Source organism: Nonomuraea sp. NPDC004580 (assembly GCF_040609855.1).
Lineage (GTDB): Bacteria > Actinomycetota > Actinomycetes > Streptosporangiales > Streptosporangiaceae > Nonomuraea > Nonomuraea salmonea.
Window position 1 is genome coordinate 12,658 of the sequence record NZ_JBEXLH010000012.1, and the last position, 16,070, is coordinate 28,727.

The following is a 16,070-nucleotide window of genomic DNA, read 5'->3' on the forward strand; positions in this document are numbered from 1 at the left end:
GCGGCCGGCGTGCTCCAGCAGGCGTTCAACGGGCTGGTGGGCGGGTCGTTCTACGCCCTGCTCGCCCTCGGCCTGGCCGTCATCTTCGGCATGCTCGGCGTGGTCAACCTCGCGCACGGCGCGTTCTACATGCTCGGCGCCTTCGGCGCGTTCATCGCGCTCGACTCGTTCGGGCTGAACTTCTGGGTGGCGCTCGCGCTGGTGCCGCTGCTGCTCGGCGTGGCGGGCGCGGTGCTGGAACGGCTGTTCATCCGGCGGCTCGCGCCGCTCGACCCGCTCTACAACTTCCTGTTCACGTTCGGGCTGGCGCTCATACTCCAGGACCTCATCCGCCGCGAGTACGGCGTCAACTCCCAGCCCTACCCCCGGCCGCCCGCCCTGGAGGGCACGGTGGACCTGGGGCTGTTCACCTACCCGGCGTACCAGGTGTTCGTGCTCGGCGTCTCGGTCCTGATGTGCCTCGCGGTGTGGGTGGTGCTCACCAGGACCCGCGTCGGCATGATCGTCAGGGCCTCGACCGAGCGGCCCGAGCTGACCCGCGCGCTCGGCATCGACGTCGGCCGCTGGGTGACGCCGGTGTTCGGCTTCGGCATCGCGCTGGCCGCCTTCGCCGGGGTGCTGGCCGCGCCGATGCGCGCGGTCAACCCGCTGATGGGCGCCGACCTGATCATCACGGTCTTCGCCGTGGTCGTGATCGGCGGGCTCGGCTCGGTGTTCGGCTCGGTCGCCGCCGGGTTCGCCGTGGGGCTGGTGTCGGCGCTGGGCAACCTGTACGTGCCCGCGCTCTCCCAGATCCTCGTCTTCATCCTGATGGCCGCCGTGCTGCTGTGGCGGCCCGCCGGGTTGTTCGGACGCGAGGAGGCGTACCGGTGATCATGTCCAGGCTGGCCCGCTCCGGCAGGGGCGGGATCGTGCTCCTGGTGGCCGGGCTCGTCGCCGCCCTCGTCCTGCCGTGGCTCATCTACCCGCCGGTCGCGCTGGACATCGTCTGCTGGGCGCTGTTCGCCGCGGCCGTGGACCTGCTGCTCGGCTTCACCGGGCTGCTGTCGTTCGGGCACGCCGCGTTCTGGGGCGGGTCGGCGTACGCCACGGGGCTGATCGTGTTGCACGGCGGGCTGCCGTTCCCGGTGGCGATCATCGGCGGCGCGGCGTTCGCGGCGCTGCTGGCGCTGCCCATCGGCTATCTGTCCGTACGCCTGACCGGCATCTACTTCGCGATGGTCACCCTGGCCTTCGCCCAGATGCTCTACTTCCTGGCCAACCAGTGGCGCGGGGTCACCGGCGGCGAGAACGGCCTGCAGGGCATCCCGCGCGACCTGCTCGGCCTCGACCTCAACGACCCCTTTTACTTCTATTACGCGGGGCTGCCGTTCGTGCTGCTCGGCCTCGCCGCCGCCTGGCGGATCGTGCGCTCGCCGTTCGGCCGGGTGCTGGTCTCCATCAGGGACAACCCCTCCCGCGCCCGCGCACTCGGCTACCCCGTCGAGCGCTATCGGCTGCTCGCGTTCGTGCTGTCGGCCGCGCTCGCGGGCGTCGCCGGCGGCGTCTTCGCCATCGGGCACGGCTTCGCCTCGCTCGACGGCCTCTACTGGACCACCTCGGGCCAGGTCGTGATGATGGTCATCCTCGGCGGCATCGGCACGCTGTGGGGCGGCGCCATCGGCGCCGCGATCGTCGTCCAGCTCCAGGACTTCCTCGCCACCGCCGGGTTCGAGGGCATCGGCATCGTCACCGGCACCATCTTCATCGTCATCGTGCTGCTGTTCCGTCGCGGCATCTGGGGGACCGTCCGCCACCTGATCGCCACCCGTCGTACCACGCCGCCGCTCAGCTCCGCAGCCGATGCAGGCGCAGCGCCAGCTGGATCTCCAGAGCCCGCTCCGGCTCCTGCCAGTCCTCGCCCAGCAGGCGGCTCACCCGATGCAGCCGCTGGTGAACGGTGTTGATGTGGACGTGCAGCCGCTCCGCCGTCCTGGACAGCGCGCACCTGCTGCCGAAGTACGTCTCCAGCGTCCGCACCAGCGACGTGCCCCGGCGCGCGTCATAGTCGAGCACCGGGCCCAGCGTCGCCTCCAGGAACCCCTTGGCGTCGCGGTGCGCGCCGATCAGCAGGCCGACGAAGCCCAGCTCGCGGGCGTCGGCGCCGTCGTCCATCCGGTCGAGCGCGAGCAGCGTGTCGGCGCAGCGCCTGGCCTCCCGGTGCGCGGCGGGCACCCCGGACAGGTCGCGCACCGGACCCGCCGCGCCGACCGTCACCGGCGCCGCCAGCGCCGCCCCCAGCTCCTTGGCCACCCGTCGTGCCGTCTCACCTGGTACGTCGCCGGGCAGCAGCAGCACGACCTCCTCCCCGCGCGCCGCCGCCAGCCCGTGCGCCGTCGCCGCATAGGACGCCGCCCAGAACGCGGCCCGTCCGCGATGCCTGGACGAGGCGCAGCGCGCCGACAGCACGACATACGGCACGTTGCGCTCCAAACCCACGCGCCGAATCCGCGCCTCAAGCCCTGGCGCCCCCTCCGCCACGAAGCCGTCCGTCGCCCCACCGCCGGTCCGGCCTGTCGCCCCGTCCGCCGCCCAAGCGTCGGTCCGGCCGCCCGTGCCGCCGCCGGTCCGCTCGCCGACTTTGCCGTCCAGGAGGTCGTCGAGCAGCTCGCCCTGCACCCGCGCCTCGGCCTCCGCCGGGCTCCTGCGCAGCAGCATCACCAGCGCCGTCACCAGGGCGGCGCGTTCCAGGATGCGGCGGTCGGCGTCGTCAAGGCCGGCGTCCGTACGCAGGGCCAGCGTGCCCAGCACCTCGCCGGGCGTCGAGATCGGGGTGATCCATAGGTCGCCGTGGCGGGTGGTGCCGCCCCGGGGATGCGTGGCGGCGGTGACGGCCGGCAGGTCGTCCTCGGCCAGCGGCACCGCCTCGCCCGACGCCACCAGGCACCGGCCGGCCGCGTCCAGCACGTACAGGGTGCCGCCCAGCACCTCGGTGACCACCGCCGCCACGTCGCCCGCGTCGCCGCCCTTGACGACCAGCGCCGTCATCCGGTCGTGCGCCTGCGCCGCCCGCTCGATCGCGGCGCCGCGCGCCCGCAGCCGCCCGTTGACCGCGTCCAGTTCCTCGACCGTCGCCCTGGTCTCCGCCAGCAGCCGCGCGTTGCCGATGGCCAGCGCCGCGTGCGCGGCCAGCGAGCCCAGCAGCACCGCCTGCTCGGGCGCGAACGGCCGCTCGGTGCGGTTGGCCGCGTACAGCACGCCGATCACCCGGCTGCCCACCCGCATCGGCACGCCCAGGATGGCCACCAGCGCCTCCTCGGCCACCGCCGCGTCGATGAACGGCCGGTGCCTGAACTGCGGGTCGCGCAGGTAGTGCTCGGTGCTGTAGGGCATCGCGGTCTGCGCCACCAGCCCGCCGAGCCCGTCACCGAGCGGGATCCGCAGCCGCCGGAACGCGGCCGAGATCGAGCCGTCCGTCATGCACATGCGGGTCTCGCCGCACTCGTCGTCGTTCAGCGTCACGTACGCGATGTCGGCGTTCAGCAGCCGCCTGGCGCGGCGCACGATCGCCTCCAGGATCGCGTCGAGGTCGCGCAGCCCGGCCAGGTCGCCGGCCAGGTCGAACAGCGCGGTCAGCTCGGCCTCGCGGCGCGCCTGCCTGCGCATGCCGGCGCTCACCCGCAGCGCGGTCAGCTTGGCCGCCTCAAGCTGGGCCAGCGTCTCGGGGGTCGCGCCCGCCGCGCGGGCCGAGGCCACCGGCTCCTCGAACTCGACCGGCGCGGCCTCCCTGGCCAGCAGGTCGAGGAAGACGTTGCACGATGCGAGAGGGGCTTGCACGGTCATTTGCACGGTCATCGGCGCGTCCGTCCGGGTGCGGGGGGTCGGCGGCGGCACAGTCTGGGGCACGCCCTGGGGCGCGGGCCGGGGCGCGGGCCGGGGCGCGGGCCGGGGTGCGGGCACGGCATGGTCACGCATGCGGGCCGGCGGGTCGTGTGCGTGGAAGGGGGGTCAGGTCCTGCGACAGGGCATGCAATGGGGCCTCCAGAGCACAACGAGCAGGGGTCTGATCGGAGTCCGCCAGGTTACTAAGCGCATAGTCAGTCCGTGAACGGTCGCTTGTCAACCGGTACCACCGGCCGGTGCTGGTCGCCGCACCCGGGGCCGGCCTATTGGCCGTCCGGCGCCAGCAGCTTCAGCGCGAGGTCCGCGTAGAACTCGCCGAGCTGCTCAGGGGAGTCGGGCCCGTCCAGCCGGTACCACCGGACCAGATCTATGGTCAGCGACAACATCGCCCGCGTGACCCGCTTGACGTCGACTTTCGCGAACGACCCGTCCGCCACCCCGCGCGCCACCGCGCCCCTGAAGTAGCCGTTGGTCTGGTGGCGCAGCTCCACGATCTCGCCGTAGTGCTCGGGGGTCAGATGGTTCAGCTCCATCTGGCAGACGCGCGCCGTCACGTGGTGACGGGCATGCCACACCGTGTACGCCGACACGATCGCCCGCAGCCGCTCGGCAGACCCCTCCAGCGCCACGATCGCCGGGTCCCTGATGTGCGCGAGCACCCGTTCATGACCGGCCCTGATCACCTCGAACAGGACCAGCTCCTTCGACGGGAAGTGCACGTAGAGCGCGGCCGGGCTGAGCCCGACGCACTCGGCGATGTCGCGCGTCGTCGTGGCGTGGAAGCCGTTGGCGGCGAAGCAGCGCACCGCCGACGACAGCAGGCCGCGCTGCACCTCCCCGAGGTCCGCCCTCCACAGATCGGGAGAGTGGTCGCGCAGCCGGGGATCTGCCGCCAAGTCCTGCGCGGTGAATCGGGCCTGCCGTCGGGCCATCCGCGACCCTCGCCCCCTTCGACTCCGAGTGCGTGGTATCGATGCCGCCCGCGGAGCCCGCCGGCCACCTGGTCGTGACCTCGTGCCGCGAGTGTTTCGTACTCGCAGTCTAGAGCTGACTATGCGCTTAGTCACCACCTCTCCCGGAGCCCGTTGCCCAGCCGGGCAGCGCGTCCCGGATGAGCGCCGCGTCACGGTCGAGCAGGCCCCGCGCTCGCCGCCGCCCACCTGCGGCGATCACGATCCCGTCACCCGGATAACGCGGCACCACATGCAGGTGAAGGTGAAAAACCTCCTGCCCGGCAGCCTCCCCGTCAGCCAGCGACAGCCGCACCCCTTCACACCGCACCCCCGCGTTCCCCGAGCCGCGCGCCGTCTCCGAGCCGCCCGCCACTCCCTCCAACCCGGCCACCCCCGCGCCGCCTGCGGCCTCAGAGGCCGTTGCCGGGGGCGAACCGGCTGGCGCCGGCGGGTTCGCCGCTGCGCGCAGCCCGGCGGCGACCCTTCGGGCGGCGCGCCAGAGGGGTGCGCCGATCTCGTCGGACGCGTCCGTGAGGCCGGTCATGTGGGTGCGCGGGATCACGAGCGTGTGGCCGATGGCGGCCGGGTGAAGGTCGAGGATCGCCATCACGCTGTCGTCCTCGTAGACGACGCTCGCCTCGGCGCGCCCGGCGACGATCTCGCAGAAGATGCAGCCGTTCATGCGCCTCATGCTTCCGGGCCGCAGCCGCTCATCGCATCCGCATTACGCGCAGCCGCCGCCGCAGCCGCAGCCGCAGGAAGAGCGCCGCCGCAGTCGCAGTCGCAGCCGCGTCCGCATTACGCGTCGCCGCAGCCGCAACCGCAGGAGTCGCCGTCGCCGGTGCCGCCTCCCGGGTCGTCATCGTCGTCCTCGGGGGCGGTCATCACGAGCGCCGGGACCAGGGTCGGTGGGCCGTGGAGGACGTAGGACTCCAAGGTGCCGTCCCGGGCCGGATGGGCCGCCAGGGCGGCTCGGCAGGCCGCGTCGCCCGCTTGGGTGGGGCCGAGCGTTCCCCTTCTGAGCAGGCCGCGGCGGACGAGGCCGAGCCTGATGCGCTTCTCCAGGGCGGCCCACTCCGGCGCCCGCTCCAGGTCGCGGCGGTGGGCCCGGCCGAGACGCGCGGCGAGCAGGTCGAGCACCAGTTGCTCGGCCGGATGCCATGTGCCCCCACCCGCGCCTGCGATGACGGTGTAGCGGCCACTCCGTGAAGCGCGGACGGCACTGCGCCGTAGGAGGGCGATGATCGCGGTGCCGGCGAGCGCGCGGGGACCGCCGGTGAGGACGGCCAGCTCGTACGCGTCCCTGACCCCGTCCCTGACCCCGCCCCCAGGCCGCCGCAGGCGCGGCACGGGCCACCTACCGCTCATGCCACCAGGAAAGCGCCGCTGTCGGTTCTGTACAAGACCGGAAGGGCCCCGGCCGCCTAATGTGGCGTTCATCGAACGACAGCGAAAGAAGGAAAGAGGACGCAGCCGTGGGCAAGATCGTGTCGAGCTTCTTCATCTCGGTGGACGGCGTGGTCGAGTCGCCGGACCAGTGGCACTTCCCGTACTGGTGCGATGAGATGGGAGCGTTCGTCCAGGCAGGGATGGAGAGCGCGGCCGGCTTCCTGATGGGCAGGAAGCTGTACGACGAGTGGTCGAGCTACTGGACGACCACCGACGCCGACCCCGAGATCGCCGCGACGTTCAACGAGGCCAGGAAGTTCGTCGTCTCCAACTCCCTGGAGAAGGCCGAGTGGGCCAACACCACCCTCATCTCGGGCGACGTCGCCGCCGGGCTGCGCGAGCTCAAGGAGCGGAGCGAGGGCGACCTGCAGATGTCGGGGTCGGCGACGACCGTGCGGTGGCTGCTCGCCAACGGCCTGCTGGACGAGCTGCACCTGCTCGTCCACCCGATCGCGGTGGGACGCGGGCAGCGCTTGTTCGAGGACACGCCGACGCACCCGCTTAAGCTGACCGGGTCGGAGACGTGGTCGTCGGGCGTGATCCTGGCGAGCTACGCCCCCGCCGACGCCTGAGGGGGCACGCTCAACAGGGGCGGGCGCGGCCGGGTGGCCTCAGCGCGAGACGTCGTGCAGGCCGAGCAACTCCACGGCCATGTCACGCATCTCGACCTTGCGGATCTTCCCCGTCACGGTCATCGGGAAGGCGTCCACGAGGTGCACGTACCGGGGGATCTTGAAATGGGCGAGGCGTCCGGCGCAGTACTCCCTGACCGCCTCGGCGGTGAGCGGCGGCGCGCCGGGCCGCAGCACGATCCAGGCCATCAGCTCCTCGCCGTACTTGGCGTCCGGCACCCCGATCACCTGGACGTCCGCGATGTCGGGATGCGTGTAGAGGTACTCCTCGACCTCGCGCGGATAGACGTTCTCGCCGCCGCGGATCACCATGTCCTTGATCCGGCCGACGATGTTGACGTACCCCTCCTCGTCCATGGTGGCGAGGTCGCCGGTGTGCATCCAGCGGGCGGTGTCGATGGCCTCGGCGGTCTTGTCCGGCTCGTCCCAGTAGCCGAGCATCACGGAGTAGCCGCGGGTGCACAGCTCGCCGGGCTCGCCGCGAGGCACCGCGAGGCCGGTCTCCGGGTGCACGATCTTGATCTCCAGGTGCGGCATGACCTGCCCGACCGTCTCCGTGCGCCGGGCCAGCCCGTCGTCCCGCCTGGTCATCGTGGACACCGGGGAGGTCTCGGTCATGCCGTAACAGATCGCCACCTCGCTCATGTGCATCTCGCCGATCACCCGCTTCATCACCTCGACCGGGCACGGCGAGCCCGCCATGATGCCGGTGCGCAGCGACGACAGGTCGTAGCCGGCGAAGCGCGGATGGCCCAGCTCGGCGATGAACATGGTCGGCACGCCGTACAGGGACGTGCACCGCTCGCTCTCGACCGCCCGCAGCGTCGCCTCGGGTCGAAGCCGGGCGCGGGCAGCACGACGCAGGCTCCGTGGGAGGTCGCGCCCAGGTTGCCCATGACCATGCCGAAGCAGTGGTAGAGCGGCACCGGCAGGCACACCCGGTCGGCCTCGGTGTAGCCGACGCCCTCGCCGACGAAGTAGCCGTTGTTGAGGATGTTGTGGTGTGACAGCGTCGCGCCCTTGGGGAAGCCGGTCGTGCCCGAGGTGTACTGGATGTTGATCGGGTCGTCGAACGACAGCGTGACGGCCCGTTCGCGCAGGGCGGCGGGGTCGGCGCGGCGGCCCGCGGCGACCAGCTCGTCCCAGCCGGGCTCGCCGATGAACACCACGGGCTCGAACCCGATCTCGGTCAGCATCGCGCGGTAGTCGCTGGTCTTGTGCTCGACGGCGCTGACCATCAGCCGCAGGCCCGACTGCCGGACCACGAAGTCCAGCTCGTGGCCGCGGTAGGCCGGATTGACGTTGACGAGAACGGCACCGATCTTGGCCGTGGCGTACTGCGTGAGCACCCATTCGGCGCAGTTCGGCGCCCAGATGCCGACCCGGTCGCCCTTGGCGATGCCGCGCGCGAGCAGGCCGAGCGCCACCTCGTTCACGGCGGCGTCGAACTCCGCGTACGTCCACCGCCGCCCCGTCGCCACCTCCACCAGCGCCTCCCGGCCGGGGTGCCGGGCCACCGTGCGTTCCAGGTTCTCCCCGATCGTCTCGCCCAGCAGGGGTACGGCGGAGACGCCCGACGCGTACGAGAGCAGTGAGTCACCCATGATGCGAAGCATCCGTCAGCAGGGACGCCCGCGCCAGCCCCAGCTCGCGGCGCACCCTGCGGTTTTCCACAGGGGAAGTGGACGGAGCACCGCATTCTGCTGCGATCCCGCCGTCCCTAGCGTGGTGACCCATGATGCAGACGCTGATGAACGTGCTGGTGGCGGCGAGTGTGGCGACGGCGAGCCCGGGGGTGGGCCAGGACCTGGAGAAGATCGTCGCGGGCAAGGGCGCGACGGCCGCGCTGGCCCGCGTGACCGACGGCGGGAAGACGTGGACGGGCGCCGCCGGCGTACGCGACCTGCGCCGCGCCGGCAAGCCCGCGCCGAACGGCTACTTCAGGATCGGCAGCGTGACCAAGACCTTCGTCGCCACCGTGGTGCTCCAGCTCGTGGACGAGGGCAAGGTGCGCCTCGACGACCCCATCGACGACCACCTGCCAGGGCTGGTGCCCGGCGGCGAGAAGATCACCGTCCGCGCGCTCCTCGACCACACGAGCCACCTGTACGACTACATGAGCGAGCCCGGTCACTCCACCAACCGGTGGCGGGGCACGGCAAGGTTCCGCTCGTACCAGCCGAAGGACCTGCTCAAGGTGGCCTTCGCCAAGAAGCTGCCCGACGACGGGAAGTGGCACTACTCCAACACCAACTACGTGGTGCTCGGCCTGCTGGTGGAGAAGCTGACCGGCCGCCCGTACGGGAAGGAGGTCGAGCGCCGCATCCTGCGCCCGCTGAAGCTGCGGCACACGCTGGTGCCGGGGAACAGGGCGGGGGTGCCGTCGCCGCACGCCAAGGGGTACGAGCCGGTGGACGGCAAGATGGTGGACGCGACCAGGATGAACCCGTCGCTCGACTGGGCGGCCGGCGAGATGATCTCGACCGCGGCCGACCTGGAGCGGTTCATGGCGGCGCTGCTGGGCGGCAAGCTGACCAGCGCCGAGTCGCTGCGCGCCATGCGCACGACCGTCGAGACGGGGGCCGGGTTCGGCTACGGGCTGGGGCTGCAGGCGTACAAGCTGCCGTGCGGCACGGTCTGGGGGCACAGCGGCGAGCTGATCGGCTACCTGACCTTCGTCTTCCGCTCCGACACCGGCAAGTCGCTCACCCTCTCGCTCAACCCCTCGACCCGCAACCCGTCGACGGAGGAGGTCATGGGCATCGCGGTGAAGACGTTCTGCGGCTGACGCGAGGTCCGAAGGCCGCCAGCGCGCGCGGTGAGCACGTACGACAGTTGATGGTCATGACCACGACCGTTGAGAGCCACACCGCGATGGAGCCGAACATCCTCTACTTCGGCACCCCCGTCGTCCTGATCTCCACCGCGAACGAGGACGGCACGCCCAACCTGGCCCCGATGTCGTCGGCCTTCTGGCTCGGCTGGCGGGCGGTGCTCGGTCTCGGCCGGCGCGCCAAGACCGCGCAGAACCTGCTGCGCACCCGTGAGTGCGTGCTGAACCTGCCGTCGGACGCGCTCGCCGCCGCGGTGGACCGGCTGGCGCTCACCACCGGCTCCGACCCGGTGCCCGAGGGCAAACAGCAGCGGGGCTACCGGTTCGTCCGCGACAAGTTCGGCCGGGCCGGGCTCACCCCGCTCGCGTCGGAGACGGTGGCGCCGCCCCGCGCGGCCGAGTGCCCGGTCGCCATGGAGGCCGTGCTGGAGCGCCACCACCCCGTGGACGACGGCGGCGTGCTGGCGTTCGAGGTGCGGGTGCAGCGCGTCTGGGTGCACGAGGACATCCGCATGACGGGGACGGACGACCGCATCGACCCGGACGCCTGGCGGCCGCTCATCATGAGCTTCCAGCACCTGTACGGCCTCGGCCCCCAGGTCCACCGCTCGACCCTGGCGACGATCCCCGAGCGCCTCTACCGGCCGGACGACGACCTGGAGCGCGCGCACAGCGTCTAGAGCAGCAGCGACCACGTCTGCTCGCCGCAGAGGCGGTCGATCTCGGCCCGGGTGAGCCACGCTGCCCTGGTGCTCTCGGACCCGGCCGGCGGGCGGGTGGCGGCGCCGGGCCCCGGCAGCGCGGCCCGGCACATCACCATGTAGGCCAGCGAGGGGTAGCGGTAGCCGGCGGGCGGCGGCTCCAGCAGCTCGATGCGCTGCCAGGCGAAGACCGACAGGGCGGACGGAGGCAGCCGCAGCCCGGTCTCCTCATAGAGCTCCCTGGCCGCCGCCTCGACGGCGCCCTCGCCCGGCTCCAGGTGGCCGCCGGGGATGTCCCACCCGCGGCCCTCGCGGTCGACGCACGTCATCAGCGTGCGCCCGGTCTCGTCGGACACGAACGCGAACGCCGACGTCGTGTGCCCGTCGGGCGGCAGGCTCGCGGTCCTGACGACCTCGAGGCGATGGGCCACCGGGATCCACGGCACGGTCAGCGTGGCCAGCACTTGAGTCACCGGCTCACTCTGGTCCCCGCCGCACGGGGTGTCAAAACGGCTCAGAGGCCCTTGCTCATGGCGCGGTTGCCCAAGTAGAGGCCGATCGCGGCGACGACGCAGGCGGTGAGCGTGCCGTACAGGACGCTGGGATCGGCCGGGTTCCCGGCGAAGAGGGCGCGCTGGGCCCAGGTCACGTCAAGGCTGGATGAAGAGGCGTGGTCGTCCTCCGTGACAGCAAGGACCCAGACCGAGGAGCGCTCGTGTTCTCCCATAGTGAGATGAGCGCGTGGGTTCGGGCGGCCAAGGCCGGCCAGTTGGACCGCTTCATCTAGCCGAACGGTCCATCACCACTACCTCAGGTGGATATTCGCGTGTCCAGGCCCTCTCTTTGACAGGGAGGGCCTTCCCTTGTCTGTCCCCAACGGCAGATTCCTGGAACCGTTCGTGAGGAAAAGTTCCACACCTAGGCAAGGCGTCCTTTGTGACGTAGCGTGACGCTGTCATTGACAAGTAGTTAGCAGTGACCAGCTGCCACAGGAGGCACCACATGAGCACCACGGCACTCGGTGGGCTTGACCTGATCACCCACAGTCCAGACGGGGAGTCGCGTGGACTCCTCTTCCGAGCTGGGGACTTCTTCCCCATGTCTCCGTCCCAGCACATCCTCTCCGCTCCCGGCACTCCGGCCACCGACGCCAGGCCCTGGGGACTGCAGTTCCTCACGATCCCGCCGATCTCAGCGGGCGCCCACGAGGGAGGAAGCAACGAGTCCAGCGAGACCAGCTCGGACGGCAACGGCCCCAACGAGGAGAAGACCAAGGACTGAGGGGCCATCGTGGCGCACACTGTCCTGATCATCACGGACGATTCCGACGCTGTGGCCGAGCGCGTGGCGGTCGAGCTGATCGAGCGTGGAATCCCCGTCGTCACCAAGGCGGCCGACCCAGTTCAAGATGGACGAGCGGATGTCCAGTCCCGAACGCGCCTTCGCCTATCAAGAAGCGCGCTACGGATTCGGCGGCGTACTGTCTGCCCTCCGGCAGAGCGGCGCCCTCTGGGTCAACGACCCGATGGCCGCCATGCGGGCTGAGTACAAGCCAGTCCAGCTTGCCATGGCTGCCCGTATCGGCCTCAACATCCCAAAGACCACCATCACCTCTGATCCCCAGAAGGCGCGTGCGTGGGCGAAGGACCTTGGCAAGCCCTTCGTCTACAAGGCGCTCGGAGGCATCTGGCATGCCGACCAGGACATGGTGCGGGTGATCTACACCACCCCGATTCAAGACCCTGACAAGCTGCTCGATCCGGCCCTGAGCCGAACGGCACAGCTCTTCCAGGAGTGGATCGAGGCGGTGGTACTTCCTGGAGACGAACCAGTCGGGCGAGTGGGGTTGGCTCAACCTGAAAACGGGGCTGCCCGTACACACCGCCATGGCCGACATCCTCGCGAAGGGGCCGGCGTGGGCGCGGTGACCCCGCCGGATGGGCAGTCGGTCACCGAGCTGGCTGCACGCCTGGCCGGCGATCTCCGGGCGCGTGGACGGATCACCGATCCCCAATGGGAACAGGCGCTTCGCGACGTACCCAGACACCTTTTCGCGCCAGATGTGGCATGGGCCGTGCCGAACCACGAGAGCGCGCCCAGGGGAAGAATCGAACTCGCCACCGATCCTGCGGCCTACCTGGATGCGATCTACTCCGATGCCTCCATCATCATCCAGACCGACGATGGAGAGGGCGACGCCAGCAGCGGGAAGGGAGCCTTCACCTCCTCGATATCGGCACCCGGCATCGTGTTCCCCTTCCTTGAGCTGCTGTCTCCACAGGAAAGTGATCGCATACTGGAGATCGGCACGGGGTCCGGCTGGACCGCTGGACTGCTGGCCTGGGCCATCGGTCAGGACGGCGTGACGTCGGTCGAGGTGGATGCGCAGGTGGCCGCGCGAGCATCGGCGAACCTCAAGTCGGCCGGACGAGCCCCACACCTGGTCGTTGGAGACGGCCTCAAGGGGCATCCAGAGGGGGCACCTTTCGACCGGGTTCACGTCACTGCCGGTGTCAGCGACATACCGATGGCCTGGATCAGCCAGACCAGACCCGGCGGAATCATCGTCATGCCGTGGCATCCGACCGGCGGGCTGGGACACATGCTGCGACTGACCGTCACCTCAGAGAAGACGGCTGTCGGGTCCTTCCACGGGCCGGCCTCCTTCATGATGGTGCGGTCGCAGCGTCAAGGCAGCAAGTGGAACCCTCACCACGCCGAGCAGGCCGGGCAATCCACGACCCGACTCCATCCTCGGACGGTGGCGACTGCTGATCTGGGCGCAAGGCTCCTCATGGCCGCTTACGCTCCCCACGTGGATTGGCACGTCCTGGAGGAGGACAGCACGTACTCGATGCTGCTGTTCGAGACCACGGACCCCAAGGCTTCTTGGGCGGCCTGCGACATCAAGTCCGGGACCGATCTTGGCGAGGTGACCCAATTCGGTGAGCGCAGACTTTGGACGGAGGTATCCGAGGCGTACCTTCAGTGGGTGTCTCTGGGAAGTTCAAGCCATGAGCGGTTCGGCCTGACCATTCAGCCCGACGGCATGAAACTTTGGCTGGATCACAGTCAGGGGCCGAGCTGGGACCTTTCCGTCTAGCAACCCCCTGCTCTCGCAGGCGAGACCACGCACCGGCTCACTCTGCCCCCCGCCGCACGGGGTGTCGAAACGGCTCAGAGGCCCTTGCTCATGGCGCGGTTGCCCAAGTAGAGGCCGATCGCGGCGACGACGCAGGCGGTGAGCGTGCCGTACAGGACGCTGGGCTCGCCCAGGTTGCCGGCGAAGAGGGCGCGCTGGGCGTCCACGATGTACGTGACCGGGTTGATCTGTCCCAGCGCCTTCAGCCATCCCGGCGCGGTCTCCAGCGGCAGCAGCACCCCCGACAGCAGCAGCAACGGGAACAGCAGCGACTGGCTGACCACGTAGAACAGGGTGCCACTCGGCACCGACTTCATCGCCAGCACGAACGACAGCGCGCCCAGCCCCACCCCGAAGATCGCCAGTTGTGCCAGCCCGGCCAGCACTCCCACCGCGTGCAGCTCGAACCCGAGCGGCAGCGCCAGCACGATGATCAGCACGGCCTGAACGACCAGCGTGACCACCGCCTTCATGCTCTTGCCGACCAGCATCGCCGTACGGCTCAGCGGCGTCACCATCATGCGCTCCATGGCGCCGCCGATCAGCTCGACCAGCAGCGTGTAGCCGGAGCTCATCGGCCCGGTCAGGCACATCATGACCAGGATGCCCGGCACGAACCACTGCCACGACGACCCGACCGCCCCGCCCAGCAGCGACCCGAACAGGAACAGGAACAGCAGCGGCTGCCCCATGTCGAACAGCATCGCGGCCGGGTTGCGCAGGCTGGGCCGCAGCTCCCTGGTGAAGACGGTGGCGGTGTCACGCAGGAACGTCGTCATCTTCGAGGCTTCTCCCCGTGAGAGTCAGGAACACGTCGTCGAGGGTCGGGCGGGTGGTTTCGGCCGTGGTGACCTTGATGCCGGCGGCGTCGAGCGCGCGCAGGTAGTCGGGCAGCGCGGCAGGGGCCTGGGCGACCCGCAGCCGCACGGTGGTGCCCTCGGCGCTGCCGCCGCCGATCCCGGCCGCCGCCGCGGCCTCGCGCTCGGTGCCGGTGGTGATCGTGATGTGGTCGCCGGCCAGGTCGTTCTTGAGCTGCTCCGCGGTGCCGTCCGCGATGATCAGGCCGTTGTCGATGATCACCACCCGCTCGGCCATGGTGTCGGCCTCCTCCAGGTAGTGGGTGGTCAGGAACAACGTGGTCCCGTACGTCTCGCGCAGCCGCAGGATGTGCCGCCAGACGTCGGCGCGGCTCTTGGGGTCGAGCCCCGTCGAGGGCTCGTCGAGGAACAGCAGGTCGGGGCGGTGGATGAGGCCGAGCGCGATGTCGAGGCGGCGGCGCTGCCCGCCCGAGAGCGTGCCCGGCGCCCGCTTGGCCAGCGGGGTCAGTTCCAGCAGGTCGAGCAGCTCGTCGGCGCGGACGCCCGCCTCCTTCGGGCGCAGGCCGTAGCAGCGGCCCTGGGAGACCAGCTCGTCGCGGACCAGCTGGTCCTCGCCCGCGCCGTTGCGCTGCCCGACGTAGCCGATGCGGGAGCGCACCGCCCTCGGGTCGGCGGCCACGTCGTGGCCCGCCACGGTGGCGGTGCCCGAGGTGGGCGGCAGCAGCGTGGTGAGCATCCGCAGGGTGGTGGACTTCCCCGCGCCGTTCGGGCCGAGGAACGCGACGAGCTGGCCGCCTTCGACGTCGAGGTCGATGCCGCGTACAGCGGTGACGGTCTCCTTCTTCACCTTGAAGTCACGGGTCAGTCCCCGTGTGTGGATCATGGTCGGCCTCCTGCGGGCATGACGAAGAAACCCCTGGTCGGGGCCGCATTCGTGGGTCGGCTCAAGTTTGGGCGCCGGATCGGATTTCAGCAAACGTGAATGTCACGTACACAAACGGCTCTGACCTGCGAAAACGACGTCATTCCGACGTCTTCGACAGAGGCGAATTTCCGGCCGCTGAGGTGCGGTTTCTCCCTACGTCAGGAAGATTTTTTGCGACGATGCCCGTCATGTGCGAACTGGTCGTCATCGTGAACGGTCTTCCCGGCTCGGGAAAGACCACGCTGGCCCGCGAGCTCGGCCGGCGGCTGCGGCTGCCCGTCTTCACCAAGGACCTGCTCAAGGAGACGCTGGCCGACACGATCCCGCGTCCCGAGGGTCTGGAGCCGCGCGAGTGGAGCAGGCATCTCGGCAGGGCAGCGGCCGAGAGCCTGTGGACGCTGCTCGCCACCGCCGAACCCGGCGCGGTCCTGGAGAGCCCCTGGCTTGCGCCGCTGCGGCCGGTGGTGGAGGCCGGGCTGCGGCGGGTGGGCGTCGAGCCGGGCCCGCACGTGCGCGAGGTCTGGTGCGACGTCCCGCTCGACCTCGCCAGGAGCCGGTACGAGAGCCGCGTACGGCATTACGTCCACCACGACGACGAGGTCGGGGACGAGCGGTGGGCCGAATGGGCGGCCGGGGCGCGGCCTTTGGCACTGGGCCCGGTCCAGCGGGTCGACACCACAAAAGACGTTGATATTTGCGAGCTTGCGAAATGGTGTAAGGGTCCGGAATGATCAC

At 70.4% G+C, this 16,070-nt stretch carries 17 protein-coding genes and 1 pseudogene; 9 read left to right on the forward strand and 9 right to left on the reverse strand.

What is annotated here, in order from left to right:
- The first annotated feature begins 9 nt into the window (after positions 1-9).
- Positions 10-873 (forward strand): branched-chain amino acid ABC transporter permease, encoded by an 864-nt coding sequence (locus ABZW11_RS15115; RefSeq protein ID WP_355416738.1) that lies wholly within the window; start codon positions 10-12, stop codon positions 871-873.
- 2 nt (positions 874-875) lie between these two features.
- Positions 876-1,946, forward strand: coding sequence for a branched-chain amino acid ABC transporter permease (locus tag ABZW11_RS15120; RefSeq protein ID WP_355417218.1), 1,071 nt, complete (start codon positions 876-878; stop codon positions 1,944-1,946).
- Here ABZW11_RS15120 and ABZW11_RS15125 read toward each other — a convergent pair.
- From ABZW11_RS15125 to ABZW11_RS15140, 4 genes are all read right to left on the reverse strand, one after another.
- Positions 1,828-3,834 carry a GAF domain-containing protein gene (locus ABZW11_RS15125; protein WP_355416741.1) on the reverse strand — a complete coding sequence of 669 codons (2,007 nt, stop codon included), beginning with the start codon at positions 3,832-3,834 and terminating at the stop codon, positions 1,828-1,830. The two genes, ABZW11_RS15120 and ABZW11_RS15125, sit on opposite strands and share 119 nt — an antisense overlap.
- A 311-nt stretch (positions 3,835-4,145) precedes the next feature.
- Complete coding sequence (locus ABZW11_RS15130; protein ID WP_355416744.1) at positions 4,146-4,814, reverse strand: TetR/AcrR family transcriptional regulator; 669 nt, start codon at positions 4,812-4,814, stop codon at positions 4,146-4,148.
- 127 nt (positions 4,815-4,941) lie between these two features.
- Entirely contained in the window at positions 4,942-5,517 is a 576-nt protein-coding gene (locus tag ABZW11_RS15135; RefSeq protein WP_355416746.1) for an HIT domain-containing protein, read from the reverse strand.
- A 116-nt stretch (positions 5,518-5,633) separates the two neighbouring features.
- The gene (locus ABZW11_RS15140) at positions 5,634-6,203 is read right to left on the reverse strand and encodes a TIGR04222 domain-containing membrane protein (protein WP_355416749.1); all 570 of its coding nucleotides are present in this window, start codon (positions 6,201-6,203) and stop codon (positions 5,634-5,636) included.
- A 107-nt stretch (positions 6,204-6,310) separates the two neighbouring features.
- Here ABZW11_RS15140 and ABZW11_RS15145 point away from each other — a divergent pair, with 107 nt between their 5' ends.
- Positions 6,311-6,856 (forward strand): dihydrofolate reductase family protein, encoded by a 546-nt coding sequence (locus ABZW11_RS15145; protein WP_355416751.1) that lies wholly within the window; start codon positions 6,311-6,313, stop codon positions 6,854-6,856.
- 39 nt (positions 6,857-6,895) lie between these two features.
- Here ABZW11_RS15145 and ABZW11_RS15150 read toward each other — a convergent pair.
- Positions 6,896-8,520 (reverse strand): annotated as a pseudogene (locus ABZW11_RS15150) (AMP-binding protein).
- Between the two features lie 131 nt (positions 8,521-8,651).
- On the opposite strand from ABZW11_RS15150, the gene ABZW11_RS15155 reads away from it, so the two are divergent.
- Positions 8,652-9,704: a serine hydrolase domain-containing protein gene (locus ABZW11_RS15155; protein WP_355416754.1), complete on the forward strand. Its 1,053-nt coding sequence runs from the start codon at positions 8,652-8,654 to the stop codon at positions 9,702-9,704.
- A 56-nt stretch (positions 9,705-9,760) separates the two neighbouring features.
- Entirely contained in the window at positions 9,761-10,429 is a 669-nt protein-coding gene (locus ABZW11_RS15160) for a flavin reductase family protein (protein WP_355416757.1), read from the forward strand.
- On the opposite strand, the gene ABZW11_RS15165 is transcribed toward ABZW11_RS15160, so the two are convergent.
- Both ABZW11_RS15165 and ABZW11_RS15170 read right to left on the reverse strand, forming a co-directional pair.
- Positions 10,426-10,923: an NUDIX domain-containing protein gene (locus ABZW11_RS15165; RefSeq protein ID WP_355416760.1), complete on the reverse strand. Its 498-nt coding sequence runs from the start codon at positions 10,921-10,923 to the stop codon at positions 10,426-10,428. The two genes, ABZW11_RS15160 and ABZW11_RS15165, sit on opposite strands and share 4 nt — an antisense overlap.
- 41 nt (positions 10,924-10,964) lie before the next feature.
- Positions 10,965-11,099: a hypothetical protein gene (locus ABZW11_RS15170; protein WP_355416763.1), complete on the reverse strand. Its 135-nt coding sequence runs from the start codon at positions 11,097-11,099 to the stop codon at positions 10,965-10,967.
- A 21-nt stretch (positions 11,100-11,120) separates the two neighbouring features.
- On the opposite strand from ABZW11_RS15170, the gene ABZW11_RS15175 reads away from it, so the two are divergent.
- From ABZW11_RS15175 to ABZW11_RS15185, 3 genes are all read left to right on the forward strand, one after another.
- Positions 11,121-11,237: a DUF397 domain-containing protein gene (locus ABZW11_RS15175; RefSeq protein WP_355416766.1), complete on the forward strand. Its 117-nt coding sequence runs from the start codon at positions 11,121-11,123 to the stop codon at positions 11,235-11,237.
- A 311-nt stretch (positions 11,238-11,548) separates the two neighbouring features.
- Positions 11,549-11,731 (forward strand): hypothetical protein, encoded by a 183-nt coding sequence (locus tag ABZW11_RS15180; protein WP_355416769.1) that lies wholly within the window; start codon positions 11,549-11,551, stop codon positions 11,729-11,731.
- Between the two features lie 127 nt (positions 11,732-11,858).
- The gene (locus ABZW11_RS15185) at positions 11,859-13,553 is read left to right on the forward strand and encodes a hypothetical protein (RefSeq protein WP_355416772.1); all 1,695 of its coding nucleotides are present in this window, start codon (positions 11,859-11,861) and stop codon (positions 13,551-13,553) included.
- Positions 13,554-13,627: 74 nt separating this feature from the next.
- On the opposite strand, the gene ABZW11_RS15190 is transcribed toward ABZW11_RS15185, so the two are convergent.
- Both ABZW11_RS15190 and ABZW11_RS15195 read right to left on the reverse strand, forming a co-directional pair.
- The gene (locus ABZW11_RS15190; RefSeq protein ID WP_355416775.1) at positions 13,628-14,371 is read right to left on the reverse strand and encodes an ABC transporter permease; all 744 of its coding nucleotides are present in this window, start codon (positions 14,369-14,371) and stop codon (positions 13,628-13,630) included.
- On the reverse strand, positions 14,352-15,293 hold the full coding sequence (locus ABZW11_RS15195) for an ATP-binding cassette domain-containing protein (protein WP_355416778.1): 942 nt from the start codon (positions 15,291-15,293) through the stop codon (positions 14,352-14,354). Before ABZW11_RS15195 ends, ABZW11_RS15190 begins: the two co-directional genes overlap by 20 nt.
- Positions 15,294-15,523: 230 nt before the next feature.
- Between ABZW11_RS15195 and ABZW11_RS15200 the strand changes: the two genes are divergently transcribed.
- Positions 15,524-16,066: an AAA family ATPase gene (locus ABZW11_RS15200; RefSeq protein ID WP_355416781.1), complete on the forward strand. Its 543-nt coding sequence runs from the start codon at positions 15,524-15,526 to the stop codon at positions 16,064-16,066.
- The last annotated feature ends 4 nt before the right edge of the window (positions 16,067-16,070 follow it).

Bases quoted from the DNA above. Each gene is read 5' to 3' on its own strand.
- ABZW11_RS15120 (WP_355417218.1), top strand. From the start codon at position 876: ATGTCCAGGCTGGCCCGCTCCGGCAGGGGCGGGATCGTGCTCCTGGTG.
- ABZW11_RS15125 (WP_355416741.1), bottom strand. From the start codon at position 3,834: ATGACCGTGCAAATGACCGTGCAAGCCCCTCTCGCATCGTGCAACGTC.
- ABZW11_RS15130 (WP_355416744.1), bottom strand. From the start codon at position 4,814: ATGGCCCGACGGCAGGCCCGATTCACCGCGCAGGACTTGGCGGCAGAT.
- ABZW11_RS15135 (WP_355416746.1), bottom strand. From the start codon at position 5,517: ATGAACGGCTGCATCTTCTGCGAGATCGTCGCCGGGCGCGCCGAGGCG.
- ABZW11_RS15140 (WP_355416749.1), bottom strand. From the start codon at position 6,203: ATGAGCGGTAGGTGGCCCGTGCCGCGCCTGCGGCGGCCTGGGGGCGGG.
- ABZW11_RS15155 (WP_355416754.1), top strand. From the start codon at position 8,652: ATGATGCAGACGCTGATGAACGTGCTGGTGGCGGCGAGTGTGGCGACG.
- ABZW11_RS15160 (WP_355416757.1), top strand. From the start codon at position 9,761: ATGACCACGACCGTTGAGAGCCACACCGCGATGGAGCCGAACATCCTC.
- ABZW11_RS15180 (WP_355416769.1), top strand. From the start codon at position 11,549: ATGTCTCCGTCCCAGCACATCCTCTCCGCTCCCGGCACTCCGGCCACC.
- ABZW11_RS15185 (WP_355416772.1), top strand. From the start codon at position 11,859: ATGGACGAGCGGATGTCCAGTCCCGAACGCGCCTTCGCCTATCAAGAA.
- ABZW11_RS15190 (WP_355416775.1), bottom strand. From the start codon at position 14,371: ATGACGACGTTCCTGCGTGACACCGCCACCGTCTTCACCAGGGAGCTG.
- ABZW11_RS15195 (WP_355416778.1), bottom strand. From the start codon at position 15,293: ATGATCCACACACGGGGACTGACCCGTGACTTCAAGGTGAAGAAGGAG.
- ABZW11_RS15200 (WP_355416781.1), top strand. From the start codon at position 15,524: ATGTGCGAACTGGTCGTCATCGTGAACGGTCTTCCCGGCTCGGGAAAG.